This window comes from Thalassolituus sp. LLYu03, from assembly GCF_050507655.1.
Lineage (GTDB): Bacteria > Pseudomonadota > Gammaproteobacteria > Pseudomonadales > Oceanobacteraceae > Venatoribacter.
Genome location: NZ_CP191496.1, coordinates 2,153,118 through 2,178,186, shown reverse-complemented (window position 1 = coordinate 2,178,186; position 25,069 = coordinate 2,153,118). Strand labels below are relative to the sequence as shown.

At 57.4% G+C, this 25,069-nt stretch carries 23 protein-coding genes; 14 read left to right on the top strand and 9 right to left on the bottom strand.

The features are described 5' to 3' along the window. Positions 1–15 precede the first annotated feature (15 nt). The 3 genes from ACQUQU_RS09885 to ACQUQU_RS09875 all read right to left on the bottom strand — a co-directional run bounded on the left by ACQUQU_RS09885 (position 16) and on the right by ACQUQU_RS09875 (position 2,626). Positions 16–663: a TetR/AcrR family transcriptional regulator gene (locus ACQUQU_RS09885; protein WP_430459515.1), complete on the bottom strand. Its 648-nt coding sequence runs from the start codon at positions 661–663 to the stop codon at positions 16–18. Between the two features lie 309 nt (positions 664–972). Continuing rightward, positions 973–1,797: an SDR family oxidoreductase gene (locus ACQUQU_RS09880; RefSeq protein WP_430459514.1), complete on the bottom strand. Its 825-nt coding sequence runs from the start codon at positions 1,795–1,797 to the stop codon at positions 973–975. A gap of 40 nt (positions 1,798–1,837) precedes the next feature. Then, on the bottom strand, positions 1,838–2,626 hold the full coding sequence (locus ACQUQU_RS09875) for an SDR family NAD(P)-dependent oxidoreductase (protein WP_430459513.1): 789 nt from the start codon (positions 2,624–2,626) through the stop codon (positions 1,838–1,840). 182 nt (positions 2,627–2,808) lie between these two features. Here ACQUQU_RS09875 and ACQUQU_RS09870 point away from each other — a divergent pair, with 182 nt between their 5' ends. From ACQUQU_RS09870 to ACQUQU_RS09825, 10 genes are all read left to right on the top strand, one after another. Beyond that, positions 2,809–3,132 (top strand): ArsR/SmtB family transcription factor, encoded by a 324-nt coding sequence (locus tag ACQUQU_RS09870; RefSeq protein WP_430459512.1) that lies wholly within the window; start codon positions 2,809–2,811, stop codon positions 3,130–3,132. Between the two features lie 4 nt (positions 3,133–3,136). Further along, positions 3,137–3,640 (top strand): DUF3087 family protein, encoded by a 504-nt coding sequence (locus ACQUQU_RS09865; RefSeq protein WP_430459511.1) that lies wholly within the window; start codon positions 3,137–3,139, stop codon positions 3,638–3,640. Positions 3,641–3,733: 93 nt separating this feature from the next. After that, a complete protein-coding gene (gene thrC / locus ACQUQU_RS09860) occupies positions 3,734–5,143 on the top strand; it encodes a threonine synthase (protein ID WP_430463034.1) in 1,410 nt (469 codons plus the stop codon). A gap of 173 nt (positions 5,144–5,316) precedes the next feature. Then, complete coding sequence (locus tag ACQUQU_RS09855) at positions 5,317–6,642, top strand: sensor domain-containing diguanylate cyclase (protein WP_430459510.1); 1,326 nt, start codon at positions 5,317–5,319, stop codon at positions 6,640–6,642. A 182-nt stretch (positions 6,643–6,824) separates the two neighbouring features. Then, positions 6,825–7,253, top strand: coding sequence for a DUF2947 family protein (locus tag ACQUQU_RS09850; RefSeq protein WP_430463033.1), 429 nt, complete (start codon positions 6,825–6,827; stop codon positions 7,251–7,253). 216 nt (positions 7,254–7,469) lie between these two features. Continuing rightward, on the top strand, positions 7,470–7,934 hold the full coding sequence (bfr, locus tag ACQUQU_RS09845; RefSeq protein WP_430459509.1) for a bacterioferritin: 465 nt from the start codon (positions 7,470–7,472) through the stop codon (positions 7,932–7,934). A gap of 12 nt (positions 7,935–7,946) precedes the next feature. Next, on the top strand, positions 7,947–8,417 hold the full coding sequence (bfr, locus tag ACQUQU_RS09840; protein ID WP_430459508.1) for a bacterioferritin: 471 nt from the start codon (positions 7,947–7,949) through the stop codon (positions 8,415–8,417). A 175-nt stretch (positions 8,418–8,592) separates the two neighbouring features. Continuing rightward, positions 8,593–9,663, top strand: a complete 1,071-nt coding sequence (locus tag ACQUQU_RS09835) for a RimK/LysX family protein (RefSeq protein WP_430459507.1) — start codon at positions 8,593–8,595, stop codon at positions 9,661–9,663. Between the two features lie 8 nt (positions 9,664–9,671). Further along, on the top strand, positions 9,672–11,213 hold the full coding sequence (locus tag ACQUQU_RS09830; RefSeq protein ID WP_430459506.1) for an inactive transglutaminase family protein: 1,542 nt from the start codon (positions 9,672–9,674) through the stop codon (positions 11,211–11,213). A gap of 1 nt (position 11,214) precedes the next feature. Then, positions 11,215–12,186: an alpha-L-glutamate ligase-like protein gene (locus ACQUQU_RS09825; RefSeq protein ID WP_430459505.1), complete on the top strand. Its 972-nt coding sequence runs from the start codon at positions 11,215–11,217 to the stop codon at positions 12,184–12,186. Between the two features lie 107 nt (positions 12,187–12,293). On the opposite strand, the gene ACQUQU_RS09820 is transcribed toward ACQUQU_RS09825, so the two are convergent. After that, complete coding sequence (locus ACQUQU_RS09820) at positions 12,294–13,121, bottom strand: HDOD domain-containing protein (protein WP_430459504.1); 828 nt, start codon at positions 13,119–13,121, stop codon at positions 12,294–12,296. A gap of 220 nt (positions 13,122–13,341) precedes the next feature. Here ACQUQU_RS09820 and ACQUQU_RS09815 point away from each other — a divergent pair, with 220 nt between their 5' ends. Both ACQUQU_RS09815 and ACQUQU_RS09810 read left to right on the top strand, forming a co-directional pair. After that, a complete protein-coding gene (locus ACQUQU_RS09815; protein ID WP_430459503.1) occupies positions 13,342–14,226 on the top strand; it encodes an NAD(P)-dependent oxidoreductase in 885 nt (294 codons plus the stop codon). Then, complete coding sequence (locus ACQUQU_RS09810; RefSeq protein ID WP_430459502.1) at positions 14,223–15,017, top strand: hydroxypyruvate isomerase family protein; 795 nt, start codon at positions 14,223–14,225, stop codon at positions 15,015–15,017. The genes ACQUQU_RS09815 and ACQUQU_RS09810 overlap by 4 nt, the downstream gene beginning before the upstream one ends. A 50-nt stretch (positions 15,018–15,067) precedes the next feature. Here ACQUQU_RS09810 and ACQUQU_RS09805 read toward each other — a convergent pair whose 3' ends face one another. Together ACQUQU_RS09805 and ACQUQU_RS09800 are read right to left on the bottom strand one after the other, a co-directional pair. Beyond that, positions 15,068–15,754: a DUF1289 domain-containing protein gene (locus ACQUQU_RS09805; protein WP_430459501.1), complete on the bottom strand. Its 687-nt coding sequence runs from the start codon at positions 15,752–15,754 to the stop codon at positions 15,068–15,070. A gap of 114 nt (positions 15,755–15,868) precedes the next feature. Continuing rightward, complete coding sequence (locus ACQUQU_RS09800) at positions 15,869–16,078, bottom strand: cold-shock protein (protein ID WP_430459500.1); 210 nt, start codon at positions 16,076–16,078, stop codon at positions 15,869–15,871. Between the two features lie 332 nt (positions 16,079–16,410). Between ACQUQU_RS09800 and ACQUQU_RS09795 the strand changes: the two genes are divergently transcribed. After that, positions 16,411–17,295, top strand: a complete 885-nt coding sequence (locus tag ACQUQU_RS09795) for a class I SAM-dependent methyltransferase (RefSeq protein WP_430459499.1) — start codon at positions 16,411–16,413, stop codon at positions 17,293–17,295. Between the two features lie 168 nt (positions 17,296–17,463). Here ACQUQU_RS09795 and gloA read toward each other — a convergent pair whose 3' ends face one another. The 3 genes from gloA to ACQUQU_RS09780 all read right to left on the bottom strand — a co-directional run bounded on the left by gloA (position 17,464) and on the right by ACQUQU_RS09780 (position 19,832). After that, a complete protein-coding gene (gloA, locus tag ACQUQU_RS09790) occupies positions 17,464–17,865 on the bottom strand; it encodes a lactoylglutathione lyase (protein WP_430459498.1) in 402 nt (133 codons plus the stop codon). 11 nt (positions 17,866–17,876) lie between these two features. Continuing rightward, positions 17,877–18,512: an endonuclease III gene (gene nth / locus ACQUQU_RS09785; RefSeq protein WP_430459497.1), complete on the bottom strand. Its 636-nt coding sequence runs from the start codon at positions 18,510–18,512 to the stop codon at positions 17,877–17,879. A 120-nt stretch (positions 18,513–18,632) separates the two neighbouring features. Next, the gene (locus tag ACQUQU_RS09780) at positions 18,633–19,832 is read right to left on the bottom strand and encodes a diguanylate cyclase (RefSeq protein WP_430459496.1); all 1,200 of its coding nucleotides are present in this window, start codon (positions 19,830–19,832) and stop codon (positions 18,633–18,635) included. 194 nt (positions 19,833–20,026) lie between these two features. Between ACQUQU_RS09780 and ACQUQU_RS09775 the strand changes: the two genes are divergently transcribed. Continuing rightward, on the top strand, positions 20,027–25,057 hold the full coding sequence (locus tag ACQUQU_RS09775) for an alpha-2-macroglobulin family protein (RefSeq protein ID WP_430459495.1): 5,031 nt from the start codon (positions 20,027–20,029) through the stop codon (positions 25,055–25,057). Positions 25,058–25,069 lie beyond the last annotated feature (12 nt).

Below are 25,069 nucleotides of genomic sequence, written 5' to 3'. Positions count from 1 at the left end.
TTGTTTTTCGGTATGTCAGGTCTGCTGGTCAGGCAGCCACTGCGACAGCAGCAGCGCCATGCTCTGATCAAAATGTTGTGGCCCGAGCAGGCGGGCATAAAACAGCGCGCCTTTGCAGGCAAAAATAAACAGTCGTGCCATGTCGCGCGGTTCGCTGTGACGTGGGTGATGCACCAGTTCGCCACGCTCGAGGCCGGCGGCAAACACGGCGCTGACCCAGTTCAGCTCGACATCGCTGAGCTCGGTCAGGCGGGTGGTCATGGCTTCGGGCAACAGGGGCAGATCGCTGTGCAGCGCACTTACCGGGCATTGTTTGTCGTCGGCGAACGTGTGCTTGGCAGCGGCGCGCAGGTAACGCTGGAGTTTGTCCGGGGCCGAGGTGCCATGCCGGTCGAAGTGCTCAAAACCGTCGAGCAGCCAGCGTTCAGTCCAGTCGCACAGCGCCAGACCCAGATCGGCTTTCTGCGGGAAATGGTGATGCACCGACGCTTTGCGGATACCCAGCGCGTTGGCCAGATCCTGATAGCTGAAGCCGGAAAAACCCCGGCGGCAAAGCAGGTCGGCGGATAACTCGACCAGCTGCTCGCGGGTGTTGTTCGTGCTTCTGCCGGATGCCTTCGCGGTTGTTTGGGTAGCCGCTGTAGTGGGTGCCGTGGCGGTCATGGTGGCCTTTCGGTCTGTTGCTCGGATGATATGAGTAGCCTACCTACTGGTAGGTTGGTTTTGGCGGGCCGATTGTGACGTTTTACGGGCGTTGGCGACGCTGAGCGCACGACCGTCAGGAGGGCGCTTTACACGTGAGCAGCAGGGATTGCAGGTGAAGTACCGGCCAAGCACTGGTCAGACACCGGATAAGCACAGGTAATAAGAAGGCGTTATGGGCCTTGACCATGGGCCGGAATGGCCGGCGAGTGTGACTTAAGGCCTGTAAAGGCCGGCGCGAAAGCCCAATCAGCCGCAGCCAATACGGGCCTAGAGCCCGTACGTTTGCTTCATCAGGTATTCAAACCAGCTGGCCGGCATCCAGGCTTTGAGGTTGACCCCCAGCAACTGACCGCGGTGCCCGCACTGGTAAACCGGGCGCAGGCGCCGGCTTTGCACCAGCCGGGCGACCAGTGCCGCCAGCTGCTGCGGGTCGGCGCCCTGAATTTCGTCCTGTTCATAGCGGCTCAGGGTCTGGCGGAAGCGGGCGCTGTGCACCGACTGCTCTGCAGCGGCGGCCAGCGTGCGGGCGGCGGTAAAGCCGGTGCGGAAATCACCGGGGCGTATCAGGGCAGACTGCACGCCCGAGCCTGCCAGTTCCAGACGCAGGGCTTCGTTGATGCCTTCCAAAGCGAATTTGCTGGCGCTGTACACCGACTGAAAGGGCAGGCCGACCCGGCCTCCCAGCGAGCCCAGCATGATGATGCGGCCTTCATGTTGCTGGCGCATCAGCGGTACAACCGCCTGAATCATCTGCACAGTGCCGAAAAAATTGGTTTCCATCTGGGTGCGGACTTCGTCGATGCTCATGTCTTCCAGCGCACCGGCAATGCCGTTGCCGGCGTTATTGATCAGCACATCCAGCCGCCCGGCAAGCGCCTGCACTTCACGCACGACGGCGGCGATGGAATCCGGCTGGCGCAGATCCAGTGCCAGCTCGCTGAATCCCTGAGGAGTCACCGTGGCGGGCGGCGCGCGGCGGGTGCCGAACACCATATGCCCCTGCGCGTGCAGGTGGGTGGCCATGGCCAGACCAAATCCGGACGAGGTGCCTGTGATCAGGATGACTCTGGGGGTAGCGGAAGGCGCGGGCATGCGGTGTCCTCTTTCCTTGGGGCAGTGGGCAGCGGCTGGCTTAACCGCTGCGGGTGGCGGCTTCACCAAATACGGCCTGCAGCTGGCGTGGCACAAAACGGATGGCGAAGACCGCTACTTTATACAGCAAGCCCGGCACAACGCTCGCTTTTCCGCGGACAACGCCGTTCAGGCCTGCCCGTGCGACGGCGTCGCTGCTCATGATGGCCAGTGTCCGCAGCCCTTCGATTTTCTGGCCGGAGACATCCATGAATTCGGTGGCGGTGCCGCCAGGGCACAGTGCGCTGATGCGGATGTTGTGCGGACGCAGTTCTCGCGACAAAGACTCGGCAAAATTCAGCACAAAGGCCTTGGCGCCGGCGTAGCTGGCAAACTGAGGCCCTGGCAGAAAGCCCAGCAACGACGACACCAGCAGAATATGGCCACCGCCGCGTCGCCTCATGTCGGCACCGTACAGCCAGGTCAGCTCGGTCAGGGTCGTGACCATCAGCTGAATCATGCGCGAATGCACCTCCAGCGGCACCTCCAGCAGGTAGCCGTGCTGGGCGAATCCGGCGTTGTTGATCAGCAGATCCACCGGCAGATTCAGCGCCTGAGTGCGGTCGAACAGGGCCCGTGCGGAACCGGGCTGCGCCAGATCCTGACTGAGCACTGTCACCTGTACGCCATAGTCTGCCTGCAGACTCTGCTGCAGCGCCGTCAGCCGGTCTTCACGGCGGGCGACCAGAATCAGATGGCAACCGGCCGCAGCCAGCTGGCGGGCGAAGGCTTCTCCGATGCCGGCAGAGGCGCCGGTGATCAGGGCGGTTTTGTTGCGGAAAGTCTGCATGAGAATGTCCTTTTATAATTTGACAGGTATCGAAGTGATGGCATCCTAAATTGATAATTCGATACTTGTCAAAGTATTTGCCGGGTTATAAATCGCCGTTTTACGCAGTACACTGCGCCGCCTGAAGGGCGAATCAACCAGGCCGTAACGGCCGATGAGCAGGGGTTATCCCGGAGATCAGAATGTGCCGAATCATTGCCGGCGGTGTCGACCGGCTGGCCGACGCGTTTAAAGCGCTGGCGCACGCCAACCGGCTGCAGATTTATCTGGAAGTGGTGGCGCATCATCAGCAGCAGCGCGGTATGCCTGCGCCAGCCGCGGGCTGCGGCGTGGCCGACTTTATGTCGAAGCTCAGTATTGGCGCGCCGACGGTGTCGCATCACGTAAAAGCGCTGGTGGACGCGGGCCTGATCCGCGTCGAAAAGCAGGGCAAATTCCTGACCTGCTACCTGAACGAATCTTTGTATAACGAGCTGGGCGATTTCTTTCGCCCCAAGCCTGAGTAAGCCGATGAAACTGCAAACCATTGATCAAGCGCTGTTCAAAAAACGTCTGAATCTGTTTCAGGGAACCCTGGTGGTTCTGCTGATGGTGCTGGGGCTGGGATTCAGCCAGCTGTACATCGGCCTGTGGTCGGACGGGGGCTCGAATACCCTGCTGAATCTGGCGGCGGTGGCCACCGCCGTGGTGCTGATTGGCATCGGTGTGAACCAAATTAAAGACAAGCCGTTTATGCGCGAAATTATGTACGTGCGCGCGCTCAAACAAGAGCTGAACCGCATCTACCGCGCCAGCCGCAAACTGGAAGAGGCGGTAAAAGCCGACAACCGCGATGCGCTGACCGTGCGGTATTTTCAGCTGCACGCCTCCAAGCATCTGTACGAGCTGGAAGGCAATACCCTGACCATGGAAGAACAGCTCGGCATGATCGCTACCCTTGATGAACAGCTGGCGCGATTGGGTCTCAGCCTGAAGGTTGAGGACTATTCACCCGAGCTGCTCAAGCGCTTCTGAGGCGGCCCCGCCGTGATGCACGGCGGGCTCTAACCATGTAAACTACGCGCATTTTTTCACCTATCGACCGAACCTGCAGGCTTTTGCCCCATGATGAAATACATTTCCACCCGTGGTAACGCCCCGGAACTGAGCTTTGAAGACGTACTGCTGACTGGTCTGGCGACCGACGGCGGTCTGTATGTGCCGAAAGACGTACCCCAATTCAGCCTGGAAGAAATTCAGTCCTGGCGTGACCTGCCGTACACCGAACTGGCGCACAAAGTGATTTACCCGTTCGTGGAAGGTTGTGTGGATTCAGCGTCGCTGAAAGGCATGCTGGAAGCGGTGTACAACAACACCAATTTCGGCCACAAAGCCATTGCGCCGCTGCAGCAGATTGACCACAACGAATACGTGCTGGAACTGTTCCACGGCCCGACACTGGCGTTCAAAGACTTCGCGCTGCAACTGCTGGGTCGTCTGCTGGATTACGTGCTGGAGCGTCGTCACGAGAAAGTCGTGATCATGGGCGCCACCTCAGGTGATACCGGTTCTGCTGCGATTGAAGGCACCAAAGCCTGCCGCAACGTGGATATCTTCATTCTGCACCCGAACGGCAAAGTGTCTGACGTTCAGCGTCGCCAGATGACCACAGTAAAAGGCGACAACATTTTCAACATCGCCATCGAAGGTAACTTCGACCAGGCGCAGGACATGGTGAAAGCCAGCTTCGGCAATCAGGCCTTCCTGCGTGGCGAGCGCAAACTGGTGGCGGTCAACAGCATCAACTGGGCGCGCATCATGGCCCAGATCGTTTACTACTTCTATTCCGCACTGAATCTGGGCGGTCCGCTGCGTCCGATGGCCTACTCGGTGCCAACCGGTAACTTCGGTGACATCTTCGCCGGTTACATGGCGAAGAAAATGGGTCTGCCAATCGAACAGCTGATCATTGCTACCAACAGCAACGATGTTCTGCACCGTCTGATGAGCAAAAACCAGTACGAAGTGCACCCGCTGCAGCACACCATTACCCCGTCCATGGACATCGCGGTTTCCAGCAACTTTGAACGTCTGTTGTTCGACCTGTACGACCGTGACGGCGCCCAGCTGGCCGACCTGATGGCGCGCATGAACGCCAAGAAAGACGTGGTATCGCTGGACGCAGACAAGCTTGCCAAAGCCCGCGAGCTGTTCGACTCCTACGCAGTGGATGAAGCTGCGACCGTCACCACCATGCAGGATGTGTTCGGTGAAACCGGCTACCTGCTGGACCCGCACACCGCCATTGGTGTGAAAGCCGCCCGTGTGTGCCGCCGCAACGTGAACATTCCGATGATCACTCTGGGTACTGCACATCCGGTGAAGTTTGAAGAAGCGGTTAAGCGTGCCGGTTACGACATGCCGAAGCTGCCACATCACCTGACGGATCTGATGGAGCGTGATGAGCGTCTGACCGTTCTGCCGGCCGATCTGGCGGCGGTTCAGGGCTTTATTGCCGACAACGCCTTCCGCGACTGAGTCCGGATCCGACGGCCTGCGGGCCCGGGCGCAACCTGCTGAAAAGTCAGTAGGCGGTTTGCGCCAATGCAGCGAAAAGCCACCCTCGGGTGGCTTTTTTATTGGGTACGATCGTCTATTCTTTAAACAGATTCCGGATGCCCGTCCGGGACGTGCTGCACAGGGATGGACAGGTGATAGGTGAAGCCTCGGCACTCAGCCGCTACATGGAAGCGTTCGATCAGTTACGGGAAGCCATTCTCGTGCTGAACAGCGCCGACGGCGTGGTGCTGGGGGCCAATCGGGCGGCCTGCAAGCAGATGCTCATGAGTCCTGAGCAGCTGGTGGGCATGGACATATTCCGCGTCCGCGGTGAAATCACAGACGCCGCGCAATGGGCGCAAACCCTGCAACAACTCTCGGCCATGCCGTCGGTGCGGATGCATCACTGGCACCTGCGCGCCAACCGTCAGGCATTTCCCGTCGAAGAAATCCTCCATCTGGTCCATTGGGACGGGCAGGATTACGTCATCAGTACCTCGCGCGATCTGGCGCAGCGTGTCACCCGACAGGAAGAGCCGGCCGATCGCGAGCCACTGCTGAGCTTCGTACTGACCGAGGCCACAGACGGCATGTGGGACTGGAACGTGAAGACCGGCAACGTATTCTATTCGCTTCCGCTGAAACGCATGCTGGGCTTCGGCCCGTATGAGATTCAGCATACGGTTGAAAGCTGGTCGCAGAGCATTCACCCCGACGACCGCGGCCGGGTGGAAGAGCATCTGCACCGCTACATGCACGGCATCGTTGATCGCTACAACCTTGAATACCGCCTGAAAACCCGTCAGGGCGGCTATCTGTGGATCAACGACCGTGGACTGGTCACCGGCCGTGATGCTGACGGCAAGGCGATGCGGGTGGTGGGTATGGTGCAGAACATCAACGCCCGTAAGGTCATGGAAGAGCAGCTGCTGAAAATGGCCACCACCGACGAGCTGACGGGGCTGATGAACCGCAGGGCAGGCTATGTGGCTTTCGAGCGCTTACTTGCCGACTGCGCCCGCGATGGTGGTCAGCTGGCCATTGCGTTGCTGGATCTCGACTCGTTCAAACAGCTGAACGACCGTTACGGTCACATTACGGGGGATCACGCCCTGAGTGTGGCGGCCAGGGTGTTTGCCTCGGTGGCGCGGGCGGATGATGTGCTGATGCGTTGGGGCGGGGAAGAATTTTTACTGGTGATGCCGGGCGTTGATACAACCACAGCCGTCGGCATTGCCGAGAGAATCCGTACAACCCTTGAAAACACACCGCTGCAGGTGGCCGGTACTGAGCTGCATCTGACGGTGTCGGGCGGGGTAGCGTCCTGCCCTTGTGAGGGGTGCAGCGCGCGGGTGCTGGTACAACAGGCGGATACCGCGCTGTACCAGGCAAAAAATAACGGCCGCAACCGCATCGAACGCTTTGTGGGTGATTGCGCCGGCAACTGTGATGACAGCACTCCCGTAGCTGATGCCTGATTGCCCGGCTCCTTGTAACCTTTCATCGTTAAATCGCCCACACCCGTGCGGTGCTGCTCAGGCGGGCTTAGAAGCGCACGGCGAAAAGTGATACTCTGTCGCTCTGTTTCTGGTTGTGAATCCGTATGAAATATCTCGATTGGTCTGAGTATCGTCAGGGCTGGGTTTTCCGTCATCGGGAGATGCCTGTGCCAACTGATGATCTGGCGGATATCCGCCCGCTGGCCGACGCCGATGCCCAGCAATTCTGGCGTCAGCACATCAGCAAAGAGGCGACCCACGCCACCCATTTTATGAACGATGACTGGCCGGCGCGGAACGGCGTCTGGACCGATCAGGGCGAGTGGCAGGTGTGCTGGGAAAGCGAATCGGCGGAATTGCCGGAACTGATCGCCGCTCACCTGAGCTGGGAAGACAATACCATCGTCTACTTCTGCCATACGTCGTCGCATGTGTTGCAGACCAGCTGGCGGACGTTCAAAAAGCACTGGAAAAACTTTCTGTTTTACGACGACGAACCGATTCTGATCGGCAAAAAGCGTCAGCAGGTCGTGCGCTTTCATTCCGACGGTACCTTTGAACTGGGTATTCGTCCAGCAGAATCCAAATAAAATAGTCTTTTATTTGCGATATATTCCGATACGTCACTGACTCTCTGTTACAGCTGCAGTGACGTATCACTCAGAATATCTCAGCCTGAATATCGGCATTTATTTGTCATTCTGGTTTAAATATCCGCCAAGCAGCGAATATTGTGCGTCGCCGCGGTTGCAGGGCCCAGAGGCCGGGCATAGACTTATCGGCTGTATGCTCAGGAGACATCCTTTATGAAAGGCGATGCCAAGGTTAATGAGTACCTGAATCAGGTGCTGTGTATCGAGCTGACCTCGATCAACCAATATTTTCTGCATGCCCGCATGTTTAAAAACTGGGGCTTTTCCAAGCTGAATGAAAAGGCCTATAAAAAATCCATTAAGGATATGAAACAGGCCGATGAGCTGATCGAGCGCATTCTCTTTCTGGAAGGTTTACCGAATCTGCAGAAACTGAATCGCCTGCGTATTGGTGAAAATACCGAAGAAATGCTGCAGTGCGATCTGGATCAGATCACCGAACAGCTGGAGCTGATGAAAGAAGCCATCGCCTATTGCGAATCGGTAAAAGATTACGTGACCCGTGAGCTTCTGGAAGAAATTCAGGAATACGAAGAAGAATACCTCGACTGGCTGGAAACTCAGCAGACGCTGATCGCTCAGGTTGGTCTGGAAAACTATCAGCAATCCATGATGTAACCGGAGGCCGACATGAAAGGTAATCAACAGGTTATTGAAAAACTGAACGAACTGCTCGCCGGCGAACTGAGTGCCATGGATCAGTACTTTGTCCACTCCCGGATGTATCAGGACTGGGGTCTGGAAAAACTGTACGAGCGCATCAACCACGAGTTCGATGACGAGAAAGAACACGCCGCCAAGCTGATCGAACGTATTCTCTTCCTGGGTGGTACTCCGGACATGGTGACCCGCGTGCCAATCAACGTGGGCAAAGACGTTCCGGCCATGCTGAAGAGCGATCTGGACCTCGAATACAAGGTGATTGTGGATCTGCGCGATGTTATGGCGCTGTGTGAGCAGGTGCGTGATTACCAGACCCGCGACATGCTGCAGGTTCTGCTCGACGATACTGAAAACGACCACACGCACTGGCTCGAGCAGCAGCTCGGCCTGATCGACAAAATTGGTCTGCCGAACTACCTGCAATCGCAGATGTCCTGATCGGCATGTTGAATAAAAAGCTCCTTCGGGAGCTTTTTTTATGTCCGGCGGTCATAACCCGTTCCGTTTCAGCGGTTGGGCTACTCCGTTCACGAAAATGACAGTTGGCATGTTCAGATTCCCTCAGCAAGTGTGGTTAAATGCCCGCCGAAAAATCCAGTTTCCGGAGGTTGCCATGCCCAGCTGGGCGTCCCGATTACCGATCCTTCTCGGCGCAATATCCATTGCCGGTTGTGCAACCTGGCCGGACCAGAATCACAGGTCGGTAACTCTGGACCGCATCCGTCAGACGGTGGATGCCTCACTCGATGCTCATCAGCCGCCGGCACCCGCTGAATGTCAGGACTTCACTGCGGTCGAAGATCAGCTCAAGCGTCAGCGTCTGCAGATGGTGCGCCTGACCAAGCAGCTGCAGGCGCTGGCTTCCGCATCGCCTTCGTTTGCCACTGCCGACTGCCCACCGGCTTCGGCTCCTGCTTCTATGACCGACGGTAAAACCCTGGTTGGCGAAACCGAGTGGATTTACATCACGCCACCTGGCCACCACTATCAGGCGCGCATCGACAGCGGTGCGGCAACGTCGTCACTCAGTGCCATGAACATCACCCGCTTTGAACGCAACGGTGAGAAGTGGGTTCGCTTCTGGCTGCAGCACGACGATGAAGCTGAGCCTGTGGAAGTGGAAGCTCCGCTTGTGCGTCACGTGCGCATCCGTCAGGCCTCGGCAGAAGAAACCGACCGGCGTCCGGTGGTGGCGCTGACGGTGAACCTGGGGACGGGACTGCAACAGAGTACCGAGTTTTCGCTCACTGACCGTTCTCAGATGACCTATCCGATTCTGCTGGGACGTGAATTTTTGCGCGATGTGACGCTGATCGACGTCGGTCGCCAGTTTGTACAGCCTAAGTTTGTGCCGGATATGCCGGCTGCGCCGAAAGATGCTAAAGCCGTTAAGAAGGTTGCACCTCAACCTGACCGCAAGGCCGCGGAAGGTAAGGCGCCGGAAGGCAAGGTGCCGGACGGTAAAGAGCCGGGCAAAGAGGCCGAAACCAAAGCGGCTGATAACAAAGATTCTGACAAAAAGAATTCCGATAAGAAGGCGTCTGACAAAAAGCCTGCTGAGAAAAAGGCCGCCGAAAATCTGCCAGCCGACAGCCAGCCGGCTGACACAGAGTCGTCTGCAACGGTACCCGTCAACACGCCCGAAATAGCAGAACCCCCTGCCGTTAACCGCGATACTCAATAAGGCGCCCTATGGCCATCACTCATCATTCCGAGCCTCGTCTGCCCCTGTATGCCCTGGTGGCTATTTTGCTGGTTATTGGTGTTTTTCTGATTCTGCATCGCCACTGGATGTACGAAGTGCCGCTGATGTATGGCGAAACCCAGACCATCTGGTCGGTGGAAGCCAAGGTGGAATTTGACGCCTCCGGCGGCCCGGTGAAGGTATCGATGGCAAGACCGTCGGCGCAGCAGGGCTTTACCATTCTGAAAGAAGCAGGGGCGTCGCCGGGTTATGGCCTGAATTTCATGGATGGTGAAGAGCCGCGTGCCGAGTGGTCCGTGCGTGCGGCAGACGGACGTCAGGAATTGTTTTACCGGGCAGAGGTTCTGGTCAGTCAGGGTGGTTCAACCGCAGAAATGCCAGCGCCAGAGCTCAAGCCGGTCAGCTGGCCAGAGCCTTACGCGTCGGCGGTCAGTGAAATTCTGGCCCGTGCCTACAGTACATCGGCCGACAATTACAGTCTGACCCGTGAGCTGCTGAAGCGCTTTCGTGACGATCAGGACGACCAGCATGTTCAGCTGCTGAAAACCCATTTCGATGCCCATTTGCCCGAGCTCTGGGTTGATATGCTGCACAAGGCGCGTGTGCCGGCGTCGGTGGTTTACGGTCTGAATCTGCAGGATGGCCGCCGTCGTCAGTCGTTAACGCCGCTGCTGCGGGTGTGGAATGGCGATGACAGTCAGATTTTTGAGCTGCCCGGTTTTGAAAACGAATCTGTACTCATCAGTGCGGACGCTCCTTTGCTGTTGTGGGAGCAGCGCGGGGCGCCGGTACTGGATGTCACCGGTGGCCGCGATTCGCGCATCCGCTTTTCGATGCTGAAACGGGAAGAGTCGACCTACGCGAATATCGCGCAGAATTTATCGAGTCAGCATGACTTCCTGAATTTCTCGATTCACAGCCTGCCGGTGGAAGAGCAGGCCATGTTCAAAACCATTCTGCTGATTCCGATTGGTGCGCTGGTGGTGTGTCTGCTGCGGGTGCTGATTGGTATCCGCACCTCAGGTACCTTTATGCCGGTACTGATTGCACTGGCCTTTATTCAGACCTCGCTCATGACTGGCGTTATAGGCTTCTTGCTGGTGGTGGCGACCGGGTTGTTTATCCGTGGTTATTTATCGCGCCTGCGCCTGTTGCTGGTGGCGCGGATTACAGCCGTGATTATTACCGTCATTGCCATCATCAGTTTATTCAGCGTGCTGTCGTACAAGCTGGGGCTGACGGAGGGGCTGAAAATTACCTTCTTCCCTATGATTATTCTGTCGTGGACCATCGAGCGTATGTCGATTCTCTGGGAAGAAGAGGGCGGGCGCGAAGTGATGGTGCAGGGCGGCGGCAGTCTGCTGACGGCGGTGCTGGCGTATTGGGCGATGAATGATCCCTGGGTACGCCACCTGACTTTCAATTTTATCGGCGTACAGTTCATTGTGATGGCGATTGTGCTGATGATTGGTTCCTACACGGGTTATCGCCTGCTTGAACTGAAACGTTTCCGGGTCTTCGGAGGCTGATATGTTCATCTGGCCGTGGAAGCTGAACGAGCTGGGAATTCTCGGCATGAACCGGCGTAACATCAGTTACATCAGCCGTTATAACCCCCGCCATCTGTACCCGCTGGTGGACAATAAGCTGAAAACCAAGTTGCTGGCACAGCAGGCGGGTATTACCACGCCGGGCCTGATCGGAACCATCACCAGTCAGCACGACGTCGCCGCGTTGACCCCGATTCTTGAAGGCGTGAATGGCTTTGCCATTAAGCCTGCCAAGGGCAGTGGCGGTAAGGGCATTCTGGTGCTGACGCGCAATGCCGAGGGCGCTTTCGTTAAAAGCAGCGGCACCTTGCTGACCATGGACGACCTTGAGCGGCACGTGTCGAACATTCTGGCGGGTCTGTACAGTCTGGGCGGGAGCCCCGACATCGCCATTATCGAAGAGCTGATTGAATTTGACCCGCGTCTCGACGGCTATTCGTTCGAGGGTGTACCGGATATTCGTGTGATCGTGTGTCGTGGTTATCCGGTCATGGCGATGATGCGGTTATCCACCCGCTCATCGGATGGGAAAGCCAATCTGCATCAGGGGGCTGTAGGGGTCGGTTTGGATATCGGCACCGGCAGACCACTGAAAGCCGTGCAGAATGGCGACCGGGTTGAACGTCACCCGGATACCGGCAGTGAACTGGCCGGGCTGCTGATTCCTGACTGGCAGCAGCTGCTGGAACTGGCTGCACGTTGTTATGAGGTGACGGGCCTTGGCTATCTGGGCACCGATATGGTGCTGGATCACCGCTATGGCCCTATGCTGCTGGAGCTCAACGCTCGTCCGGGGCTGACCATTCAGGTGGCGAACGGTGCCGGTCTGTTGCCGCGTTTGCGGAAAATCGATGCGCTGTCGGAAGCGGATGTTGCGCGTCCTGCCGAGGAGCGTGTGGCCCTGAGCCGGGAATGGTTCGCCTGTAAGCCACTGTTGCAGCCAGGAGCCTGAACATTGCCTGACTGGCTGCCGCTTTCTTTGTGAAGAAGGCCGGCTGAATACCCAATAAAAAAGGCCCGGCGGGCCTTTTTTATTGGGTGTAACGTGCATTTTCGCCGTTATTCCAGCAGGGCATCCAAGCCCGATTCCAACGCAGTGGTACCTGCAACGTCTTTGTAGGCTTTTTCGCAGTCCATGCCAATGGCATCGGCCACGGCTTTCGGGAATTTTCCCAGAATTTCATCTTCCGATAAGTTTTCTTTGTGCGCCCGGTTCAGGTATTTCGCAATGAAAACGATGCCTGCCAGTTTGCTGTATGGGCGGTCGAGGTCAGCGTTGTTCTGTTCTAGTATCGCCTGCTGCATTTCTTCCGGGAATTTCCAGCGCTTGGCCAGTTCTGCACCGACATCCGCGTAGGTAAAACCGAGCTGACCGCTTTCCAGCATGTGGCGGCGGCCACCCAGCGCTTGCGCTTCATCGATATGACGCAGCTCTTTCGGCATCACCATGCGGATCAGCAGGTCACCCACCGAATGCAGCATGCCGCAGGTAAATGCGGTTTCAACATCGGCCCCTTTGACGTAGCCGGCAATCCACTTCGATAGGGCTGCCACGGCAAAAGAATCCCGCCAGAAGGCTTTCATGTCGAACCCTTCCGGAGACTTGAACGCACCGGTAACACCTGATGCCAGCACCATGGTACGCAGGGTATTAAAGCCGAGCAGCATAATGGCATCGTGCGGGTTGGAAATGGTCCGGGAAACGCCGTAGTGCGCGGAGTTGGCGGCCCGCAGCACTTTTGCTGTGAGTGACTGATCCATCGACACTTTTTTGCTGATCTCATCAACATTGACGTCTTCATCACGGAAACTTTCGATCAGTTCCTGTACAACACGCGGAATGTGCGGAAGTTGGTGGGATTCGGCGAAAATGGAGGCCATGCTCATAGTTATACTTCCTTTGGGTTGAACTACTACTGAGCATAGGCGAGGAATCTGAAAGCGGGTAACCGGGTGCGGCCGCTTTTATGTTACCGAGTGAATATCAGGCAAAGGGTGGTGTTAGCAGTTCGGCGCTGAATGGCAGGTATTGCGACGTAAATTCGCCAGATATGCCGTGGAGTTGTGCTAAGTCTTTGATATTATTGCGCATCCTGTGGGGTACTTTATGCAAAAACAGCGCATTGGCTTTATCGGTATGGGTCTGATGGGCGTTCCCATGAGCACCCGTTTGCTGCAAGCCGGCTTTGCGGTCACGGTCTGGAACCGCAATCCTGACAAAACCATCCATCTGCAGACGTCTGGCGCTAACGCGGTTTCCTCCATCGCTGAGCTGATGGCCAGCAGTGACATCATCATGACCTGCGTGACCGATACGGCGGCAGTCGAAGCGGTTGTATTCGGTGATGCCGGTGTGGCTGCTCATGGGCGTCAGGGGCAGGTGCTCGTCGATTTTTCGAGCATTGATCCGGATGCCACGCGGGAGATGGCTGCCCGTCTGAAGGCGCAGTGCGGCATGGAGTGGGTCGATTCTCCGGTGTCCGGTGGTGTTGCCGGTGCTGAAAACGGCACGCTGGCGATCATGGCCGGTGGCGATGAAACCTTGATCGATGAATTACGTCCTGTTCTGGCGCCGTTATCGCAGCGGGTGACCCGCATGGGCGATGTGGGTGCTGGTCAGGTGACCAAAATCTGCAATCAGATGCTGGTAAGCTGCAACGTCCTGGTGATGGCTGAAGTCATGGCCCTTGCTGAGAAATCCGGTGTTAATGCGGCGGCAATTCCTGCCGCGCTGAAAGGTGGTTTTGCTGACTCAATTCCGCTGCAGCTCACAGGTCCGCGTATGGCGGAGCGGGATTTCGACCCCGTGAAGTGGCACGTAAAAACACTGTTAAAAGATCTGGATATGGCCAATCATCTGGCCAAAACAATGAAAAGTGCCATTCCAATGGCCGGATTGGGTGCAGAAATCATGCGTCTGCACGCCAGCCAGGGTAACTCGGATAAAGACCCGTGCACTCTGGTGACTATGTATACGGAGAAAAAAGGGTGAAACTCACCGCCAACCTGTCCCTGATGTACACGGAAATGCCGTTTCTGCAGCGTTTTAAAGCAGCCAGTAACGACGGCTTTTCAGCGGTGGAAATTCAGTTTCCCTACGACACCCCGATTGATCAGATTCAGCAGGCACTGCGCGATAATAATCTGCGTTGCGTGCTGATTAACGTACCTGCCGGTGATCTGATGCAGGGCGGAGAGGGCCTTGCGGCTGTGCCGGCAAAAATGGCCGAATACGCAGCGGCCATGGTTGAATGCCTCGCCTATGCGCGTGCCTTGAAAGTGTCCTGCGTGAACGTATTACCGGGCCGCTGCAATGACGAAAATAAACGCGTTTTTTATCTCGATACCTTTAAGAAGAATCTGGTAAAAACTGCGGACAGTCTGGCGCCTTTTGGTATTACCACCACATTTGAAGCCATTAACACCCGCGATATGCCGAATTTCCTGATTCATTCAGCGCAGCAGATGGCGGATATCGTCACCGAGCTGAATCATCCGGCCATTAAGGCGCAATTCGATGTGTATCATATGTCACTGATGGGTTGCGATGTGTGCCGCTTTATCGATCAGAATGCCGATAAAATCGGTCATATACAGTTCGCCGATATCCCGAATCGCGGTGAGCCTGGGTCTGGTAAACTGGATTTTCCGCACATATTCCGTTGTATTGAAACATCGGGCTACAAGGGTTGGGTTGGTGCTGAATACCGCCCGACCATCCGCACCTCGCAAACCCTGCAATGGAAACGGGATCTGGCGGCAGCCGTCGCACTGTGTTCCTGAGGGGTTTTCTTACTGCAGATGCGCTCTGCCGATTCTCTTTGTGAAGGTGGTCAGCTGAACATATCCAGCTGATCGTCTTTTCCTTTCGCAGGCTTAGTGCTTGCGGCTCGTGGCGTCCTGGCTGCTCTGGCAGCCTGTCCGTCGTCGGCTTCTGTGGCCGCTGCCGTTTTCCCGCTGATTGTTTTCAGGTTGTTGCTATCTTCCGGTACGGATGCCTGCTGTTCAGCAGACGGCGAAGGGGGAGTGGCGGGCTTAGCGGGTTGGTGTGCAGCGTCTGAGGCGTCACCGCTGAACAGTGACAGAGTTTGCTCGGCTTGGCTGCTGCCGGACGCTGGGTTGGAGGCAATCGGAGCTGCGGGTTCGGCACTCGTGGAGGTGTTTGGTTCGTTGGCCGCGTCCGTATCGGTCAGGCTGATGGAGGAATACGGAGGGTTGTCAGCCAGTGGGGCGCTGATGCTGTCAGAGGGCGTTTCGCTGAACAGTTCAAACTGCGGAATGGCTGGTTCTTCGAACCCGGCGTCTGGCTCAGCATCCTGAGACTGGCGGGCCGCCATCACTTTCAGACGCCGCTTTTCACACAGGTTAATGATCATCTGGCGCTGGAAGTCGGAGTATTTCAGCCAGTTCAGGCGCTCGTCGCGCGAGCGGAAACAGCCTTTGCAGTAGCCGCGGTTGTTCAGCTCACAGATGCGCCGGCATGGGCTTGGAATCTCAAACAGTTCACCCTGATCAATCATGCTTATTCTTCTGATCTTGACGTCAAAGCAGTGGTCAGATTAACAGGTTCTGGAAGTGGGGCAATAAAAAAGCCCGCAGCGAGAGCGGCGGGCTTTTTTCGCACAGGGCAGGTATCAGACTGGAGTTACGTTTTCAGCCTGAGGACCTTTCTGGCCTTGGGTAACTTCCATAGTTACTTTCTGGCCTTCCTGCAGTGAACGACGGCCTGAACCGTTGATCGCGCTGAAGTGAACGAATACGTCTTTACCGGATTCCTGCTCAATGAAACCGAAACCTTTTTCGTCATTGAACCACTTAACGGTGCCTTGTACTAAATTTGCCATAGCTTTCTTTCCTGAGTAATGCGTCAGTCTCTGACCGGCGCTGGTATAACATCTGACTCAATCGGTGACCACAGGGTTACCGGATTGAGCCGCTATCGACCAGTATCCAGCAGATCTTACGACTTCGGGCACTCGCCAATACGTCCATTCAATAACAGACCCGGGCATAGTATCTCAACTAAAGCCCACGACCAATAGGCATTTGGATAATTTCAGGATTCGTTCAGCATGCCCTCGAAATCCCGTGCCCACAGGCCCGGTGCAGGGTCATTGGCGGTAATCGTCTGTGCCCTTTGGTAAACTCTGTCGTTCTTTTGCAATGAGGCCTTGTTTTGTTTGATGCCATCCAGAGCCCGCAAGGGCAGGACGCGCAGCGTCTGCTGCACGGCCGGGGCCATCAATGGCCGGGTTTAGAGCATGTTTCCGTGGACTGGTACCCGCCGCTGCTGCTGATTACCTTGTTTGCCGAACCCGCTGACGGATTTCTGCAGTCGTTGAAAAATCACGTAACCGCACTCTGTAAACCGGATGTAATTGTCGTGCAGTATCGCTGCCGGACCGGTGCGCCTTTCGAGTCTTTATTGGGTGAAATTCCTGACCATATGGTCATAAATGAGCAGGGTCTGAAATACCATTTGCAGCTCAACCGGAATCAGAATACGGGCTTATTTCTCGATATGGCCAATGGGCGCCAGTGGGTGCAGGCCCATGCACAAAACCGGCGGGTACTGAATCTGTTCGCTTATACCTGCGGATTTTCGCTGGCCGCCATTGCCGGTGGTGCCGAGAGGGTTGTGAATGTTGATATGAGCCGTACCGCGCTGAGCCAGGGGCGGGAAAATCACCGGCTGAATGAGCACGATCTGACGCGGGTGATTTTCGAAGGCGTCGACATATTCAAATCATTTGGCCGCCTGAAAAAGCACGGCCCCTACGATCTGCTGATCTGTGATCCGCCGACGTTTCAGAAAGGCAGTGTCGATATTCGCCGTGACTACGGAAAAATTCTGCGGCGTCTGCCCGAGTTTATGCAGGCGGGCGCGGATCTTTTATTGTGTGTGAACGCCCCCGATTTGAGTGAAGACTTTTTACTGGATCAGGTGGCGGAACATGCAGCAGATTGCCGCTTTGTACAGCGTATTGCCAATCCACCGGCGTTTGTTGAAGCAACACCCGGCGCGGGCCTTAAAGTCATGCATTTCCGCTACCCGGGCTGAGCAGCGGAATAGCGAAAGGCGACGGTACAAGGCCGTTACAAGGCCAGTACAAAGTCAGAACATCGGCTACGAAAGACCTGAAATAGCAGGCCGGACATCTCAGGGCTAAAATCTCAGGCCAAAATGTCTGGCCCCATATGTCAGGCCATCAGGATCTGGCCGGGATGATCAGAAATGCCCGTCGTCGGCGCGCTTTTCAATCAGCTCAATTTTATAGCCATCCGGATCTTCCACGAACGCAATCACCGTGCTGCCGCCTTTTACCGGGCCGGCTTCGCGGGTGACTTTGCCGCCGTTGGTGCGGATTTTTTCGCAGGCCGCCGCAGCGTTATCCACTTCAATGGCAATATGGCCGTAGGCTGTGCCCAAATTGTATTCGCTGACACCCCAGTTGTAGGTCAGCTCCAGCACGGTACCCTCGCTTTCCGGCTGGTAGCCGATAAACGCCAGCGTGTACTGGTATTCTTCGTTGTCGTGCTTGCGCAGCAGGTGCATGCCCATTACCCGGGTATAAAAATCAATCGAGCGATCCATATCGCCGACGCGCAGCATGGTATGAAGCAGTCGCATAACAGTCTCCGTTAATCCGATGTTTTTTCTTTAAATTCGCACAGGTCTTCAATAATACAGGCGCTGCATTTGGGTTTGCGCGCCACACACACATAACGGCCGTGCAGAATCAGCCAGTGGTGAGCATCCAGTCGGAATTCTTTGGGCACCACTTTCAGCAGGCGTTGCTCTACGTCGTCGACATTTTTACCCGGTGCAATCTTAGTGCGGTTCGACACGCGGAAAATGTGCGTATCCACTGCTATGGTCGGCTGGCCAAAGGCCGTATTCAGCACCACATTGGCGGTTTTGCGTCCGACGCCGGGCAAGGCTTCCAGCGCTTCGCGGGTCTGAGGCACTTCACCCTGGTGCGTGTTCAGCAGAATTTCACACAGTTTAATGACGTTTTTCGCCTTCGAATTAAACAGGCCAATGGTCTTGATGTACTCCTTCAGGCCTTCTTCGCCCAGGGCGAGCAGGGTTTCTGGCGTATTGGCCACAGGGTAGAGTTTACGGGTGGCTTTATTCACGCTGACGTCCGTTGCCTGAGCCGACAGCAGCACGGCAATCAGCAGCTCAAATGGCGTGGAGTATTCCAGCTCGGTCTCTGGGTGCGGGTTGTGGTCGCGCAGGCGGGCGAAAATCTGGTGGCGTTTTTCATTATTCATGGGCGTTTTTATTCGTGGCCGATGCAGGCGCTCAGTGGTTGTTCACGGCGCCCCCATCATACCGCAGGCCGGTGGGCGGATAAAAACCAGCCGCGGGTTTGTATGTCAGTGAGGCAAGGCTCAGTGCGCGTCTTCTACCCGGTTGCGGCCATTCTGTTTGGCTTTGTACAGGGCTTTATCGGCGCGCTTGAACAGGGCGTCGCTGGCCTCGCCTTTTTGCCGGCGGGCAGCGCCAAAGCTCATGGTTACGTGCAACACCTGTCCTTTATTGCTTTGTCCGCGTTTTTTGCGGCCTTCGTGCGGGCTGGCAGGGCGCTGGGCTTTATTGCGTACCACGAGGGGGTAGGTCGCAATCCGCTCGCGGATGGCTTCTATAAAAGGGCGGATTTCGTTCAGTTCGTGGGCCGGAAACAACAGCGTGAATTCTTCCCCACCGTAGCGGTATGCCCGGCCGCCGCCCTGCGTCTTAGCAAGCTGGCTGGCGACCAGCCGCAGTACATCGTCGCCGACGTCATGGCCGTGAGTGTCGTTGAATTTCTTAAAGTGATCGATATCCGCCATGACCAGCACAAACTGACCGCGCCGGTGACGCAGGTCGTTCATTAATGCCCGCCGTCCGGGCAGGCCGGTTAATTCGTCGATGAAGGCCAGTTGGTGATTACTGACCAGCAGCACCACCATCAGACTGATCAGGCTCAGCAGCGCGCACAGTAGCGAGGCGTAAGGGGTGGCGAAGGCAAAAAACAGCCAGGCGTGCAGCGCGCACAGCAGGGCCAGCGTAACAGCCACATCCGGGCGCCGCGGTAGTCGCGTCAGCAAAATAGCAACCGCAAGGCCGGATGAAACCCAGGCCGGTAAGGGCAATACGCCCCCGCCAGTCTGACTACGGAACTGGCCGATGAGCTCGGGCAGTTGTCCGAGTAAGCGCCAGCTGATAATCACGGCGGCGATTTGCGTCAGGGGCACCGCAAGCGCCATTACGCCGGCGACCGATAAGGGTCTGAACTCAGGAAAGAAGCGCAGTGCGGCGAAATTCAGCGGTAACAGCAGTGTCAGCCAGAAATACCACCAATAGGTGGTGTCGTTCAGCAGCGGCCGCTGCAGTTGCCACTGCACCAGCGCAAACACCAGAGCGACCAGCAGGGCGGTCAGGCCGATGCGGCCAAGGTTAAACACCTGACTCAGGGTGACGACAACGGCGGCCAGCATAAAAATGGCCGGCACCAGTAATTCGGCATAGGGCTCGGCCCAGACATTAGCCTGTGGTAACGCCAGCCAGAACAGCAGCAGGGACAGTAAAGGAAGAATCCAGACGCGCATGAAGACCGCAGCGGTAAACCGGTTGAGCTAACTATAGCCCTGTGCAACCGGGCTGCTGTTGTAATCCTGTAACTGTGCGTTATGTCATGAACTGGGATAGTGACGGGGGCTTTGTCCCATGAGCCGGGGTGGTTGTGGCAAACAGCCTGCCTGTATACTGCGCGCCGTCTTAAAACGCTTACAAGGATGTCTTTATGCGTCTCTCCACGCGCGTCTTGCCGCGTCTTGCCGTTGTTTTTCTGCTGGCTGCGGGTTTGTCGGCCTGTGATCAGGCTGCTGATAATAAACAGGCTGCGGCGCCAGTGAACGCTTCTGTACCAGCTTCTGTGAACCTTCAGCCTGAAGAATATGCAGCGAATGCAGCGAATGCAGCGACTGGCGTTGCTTCCGCTGAACAGTCGCCAGCGCCTGCAGAAGCAAAAACGATGGACGTACAGCACGTGTATGCCGGCGTGCCGCTGCAGGTGGCCGACATCACTACCGACTCGTACGACGACGGCAATGCCATCGCCGTGACTTTTTCGGTGCCACTGGACGGCAGCCGCGATTTTCAGCGTTTTTTCCGCGTGCAGCAGTTGGTGAGCGGTCGCTCGCAGCCGGTGGTGGGTCAGTGGTTTTTATCGGACGATGCCCGCACTGTGTATTTTGATCAGGTGGAGCCCGACAGCAGCTACGACGTTTCCGTCGACGCCGGTCTGGTGGCCATTAATCAGAATTCACTGCGCCAGCCAAAGACCGTGAACGTTACATTCAGCGGGCTGGAACCCAGCATCAGTTTTGCCAGCAGCGGGCATTTTCTGCCGCTCGATCTGCACACCGGTATTCCGGTGACGGTGCTGAATACACCGGAGGCCAACGTCGCCTTTCATCGCGTTGATCCGGCCCGCATCCGCACCATGATCGACTGGAAACAACGGGGCCAGAGCGAACACTATTACCGCCTCGACGAAATCCGTCAGTTTTCAACCCTGGTGTACGAAGGCCGTTTTACCTTTCCTGCTGAACGCAATAAACGCCGCCAGATTAACCTGCCGGTGCAGGACATCGCCGAACTTAACGAGCCCGGCCTTTATATGGCGGTGATGAGCCGGCCCGGCATGTACGACAATACGCTGGCGGCGACCTATTTCATGGTGACCGACATCGGCATGCACATCCGTTCGCAGACAGCCCAGACCGATATTTATCTGCACGGATTAAAAGACCCGGCGCCGGTAGCCGATGCGGAAGTGCAGGTGATTGGTGACAATAATCAGATCCGCTATACCGGTAAAACCGGGGCCGATGGCCATCTGACAATTAACCGCAGTCTGCAATGGGGCAGCCTGCTGGTGGCGCGCAAAGGCGATTCCGTCAGTGTGGTGAGCATGAATGCACCGGCGCTGGATTTATCGGATTTTAATATCGAAAAGCGCCCGTATCAGAAAACCGAATTATTCATTTATGCCCCGCGCGACATTTACCGCCCGGGCGAAACCGCCCAGTTCAGCGCACTGCTGCGTGATGACGACGGCCGTACCTTCAGCCGCACGCCGCTGAAAGCGCGCATCGTGCGTCCGGATGGCCAGCAGGTAAAAGACCTGAACTGGCAGCCGCAGGACGCCAGTTATTATCAGTACAGCTTTGCGATTCCGCAGGATGCTCAGACCGGCACCTGGCGTCTGGAGGTCGATAACCTCAGCACCAGCCGCAGCGTGTACGAATTCAAAGTCGAAGATTTTATGCCGGAACGGCTGAAGCTGACCTTCAATGCCGGCTCGTCGGCGGCGCAATTTTTCAGTCCCGCCGATACCGTCACCATTCCGGTATTGGGTGAATATCTGTACGGCGCGCCCGCCGCCGGCAACCGCTTTGATGCGGCCGTACGCGTTGCCCAGCTGGCGCATCCGTTTGAGCAATGGCCGGACTATTTCTTTGGCAATGCCGCCGACACCGATCAGGTGCAGCAGTTTGATGAAAACGGCATGGTGCTGGATAACGACGGTAATCTGCTGCTCGAATTCGATTCGCGTTGGGCCGCCGCCCGTACCACGCTGGCGCTTAACCTGACCGGCAGCCTGTACGAATCCGGTGGACGCCCGGTTGTGCGTCGCCACTCGGTGCGCATTCTGCCGGCCAGCGAACTGGTGGGTATCCGTCCGGTATTTACTGAGCGCGCACCGGCCAATTCCCTGGCCGAATTTGAACTGCTGCGCACCAACGCCCAGGGCGAAAAACTGGCGGCGAATAATCTCAGCGTGCGCCTGATTAATCAGAACCGCCGTTATCACTGGCGCTACGACAGCGGGCGTGGCTGGTGGACGGAAACCACCGAACGCGAAGTAACCGTGCTGACGTTACCGGCCAGCATCAAGGCTGGCGAAACCGGCAAAATTGCCCTGCCGGTGGCCTGGGGTGATTACCGCATCGAGGTTGAAGACAAAGCCACGGGCCTGATCGCCAGCATGGAATTCAAAGCCGGCGAACGCTGGTACTGGAACTGGTCAGAAGCCGGCGACGACGAGCAGGGCGCCCGCCCGGACAAAGTGACGCTGGCGCTCGATAAAGCCGCCTACCGCGCCGGTGACACCGCTGTGCTCAGCATTGTGCCGCCGGCCGCCGGTGAAACCCTGTTGCTGGTCGAAAGCGACCATGTGCTGTGGAGCGAGCGCGTGCACGTGCCGGCCGCTGGCGCGCAGGTCCGGATTCCGGTGGATAAAGACTGGAACCGTCACGATATTTACATCACCGCCCTGCACCTGCAGCCGGCTGATCAGCAGGCGCGGGTCACGCCCACGCGCGCGCTGGGTCTGCTGCATCTGCCGCTGAGCCGTGAAGACCGCCGCCTGACCATCACCAGCGATGCGCCGGCAAAATGGATTCCGAATCAGAAGGTGGTGACCGAGCTGCGCATTGCCGATGCCGGTGGCAAGGCCGTGAACAAAGCCTTCGTCAGCCTGTCGGCGGTGGATGTGGGCATTCTGTCGCTGACGGATTTCAAAACCCCGGACCCGCACCAATGGTTCTTCAGTCCGCGCCGCTATCAGGCGGATATGCGCGACATGTACAACCGCCTGATCACCCTGAACAGCAACCGGCTGGCCAGCCAACGCTTTGGCGGTGATGCCGAGCTGAGCCGTGGCGGCAAGCAGGCCCGGGCCGAGGTCGAAATTGTGTCGCTGTTCAGCGGCGTGGTCAGCGTTACCGATGGCGTGGCCCGCATTCCGCTGGATCTGCCCGACTTTAACGGTCGTCTGCGCCTGATGGCGGTGGCTTTCGATGAAGGCCGTTTTGGCTCCATGGAGCAGGAAGTGACGCTGGCCGCGCCTGTGGTGACTCAGCTGTCGATGCCGCGCTTTGTTGCCGTCGGTGACGAGACCAGTGTGGCCCTCGACGTCACCAACCTGAGCGGTGAAGAGCAGGCGCTTAACGTTGCACTGCAGTTCAAAGGGCCGGTGTCCGTGCTTGGTGACACACCGCTGACTCAGGCGCTGACGCTGGCGGATGGCCGCAAACAGACGCTGCTGGTGCCACTGCGTGCCGAATACCCGCAAGGCCAGATTGAAATCGCCATGACGCTGACCACGGCCGGCGGCTACACACTGAACCACAGCTGGAAACTCAACAGCCGCGACGCCAACCCGGCCATCACCCGCCGCAAAGATCAGGTACTGCAGCCGGGCGAGTCGCTGACGCTGTCCGGTTCCGAACTGGGGGAATGGGTGCCTGCGTCGCTGGAAGCCCTGCTGGCTGTGAACAACCGGGTGGATCTGAACGCCCGCAATCACCTTCGCCATCTGCTGCATTACCCGTACGGCTGTCTGGAGCAGTCGGTCAGCTCGACCTATCCGTGGGTCTACGCCACACCGCAGCAACTGCAGTCGCTGGGCATTCAGTCGGAAGTGACCATCAGTCGTGAACAGGCGCTGGAGCAGGGCATGCAGCGCATTGTGACCCGGCAGATGGAAAGCGGCGGTTATGGTCTGTGGTCGAACCACGATGAAGACGAACAGCACTGGCTGACGGCGTACGCGACGGATTTCCTGACCGATGCGCAGGACGAAGGTGTCAGTGTTGACGCCAGTGTGCTGCGCCGCTCGCTCAACCGTCTGAGCGAATATGTGCGCGGCCGGGCGAATTTCTCGGAGCGCTGGAGTGAGCGCCCGGGCGCCTACCGTCAGACCTATCAGGCTTATGCGGCTTATGTGCTGGCGCGCCACAAGCGGGCATCGCTGTCCGATATCCGCACACTGGCCACGCAGCTCGACGCCGATGTGCCGGCGCTGGCGCTGCTGCATCTGTCGCTGGCGGCCCGTCTGCAGGGCGATCAGGCACTGGCCGACGAGCTGATGCTGAAGCACAAAGCACGCAAACGCGACGGGCAGTTTTATCTCGGTGACTACGGTTCAGAACTGCGCGATACGGCGCAGGCGGTGCGGCTGTTGCTGCAGTATCAGGTTGAGCAGTCCTATGCGCTGGAGCTGGCCAGAACCATCAGCGCCATGGTGAAAGCGCGTTACTGGATGAGCACGCAGGAACGCAACGCGCTGTTTATGGCCGCGGTGCGTCTCGACAATCTGCAGAACACCGACTGGATGGGCGAATGGGCGCTGGGCAGTGATCGTCACGAACTGAAGCAGGACACCGGCTTCAGCCGTGTGCTGCGCGGTGAGGCCCTGACGCAGGGGCTGAGTTTCACCAACCGCGGTACCGACCCTCTGTACGCCACCATGCTGTATCAGGGCCATTCACGCAAAGCGCCACCAGAGGAAACGCAAGGTGTGTCGATTGCGCGGCATTACTACACCACTCAAGGCGAGGTGATTGTGCCGGACGACGGTGCCCTGCGCATGAAGGTGGGTGAACTTATGCTGGTTGAGCTGGCCGTGAAAGCCGATAAGCGTCGCCGTCCGGATCTGCTGGTGGCCGATCTGCTGCCGGCCGGCCTTGAGCTGGAAAACCAGAACCTGAGTGCATCGATCAAGCTGGATGAGGTGGTGATCGACGGGCGCCCGGTCAGTGAATGGCGTCGTGAAAACCGCATCTTCCATGAAGAGTACCGCGACGACCGCTTTGCCGCGGCCATCGACGCCTATTCGTGGAGCGAAACCCGCCTCTACTATTTAGTGCGCGCGGTAACACCGGGCAACTATCAGGTGCCGGTGCCTTTGGTCGAAGACATGTACGATCCGGAAATCCGCGGCGTGGGCACCACCCCGGACATTCTGACCGTCATTCAGCCCTGAGTGTTTTGACTC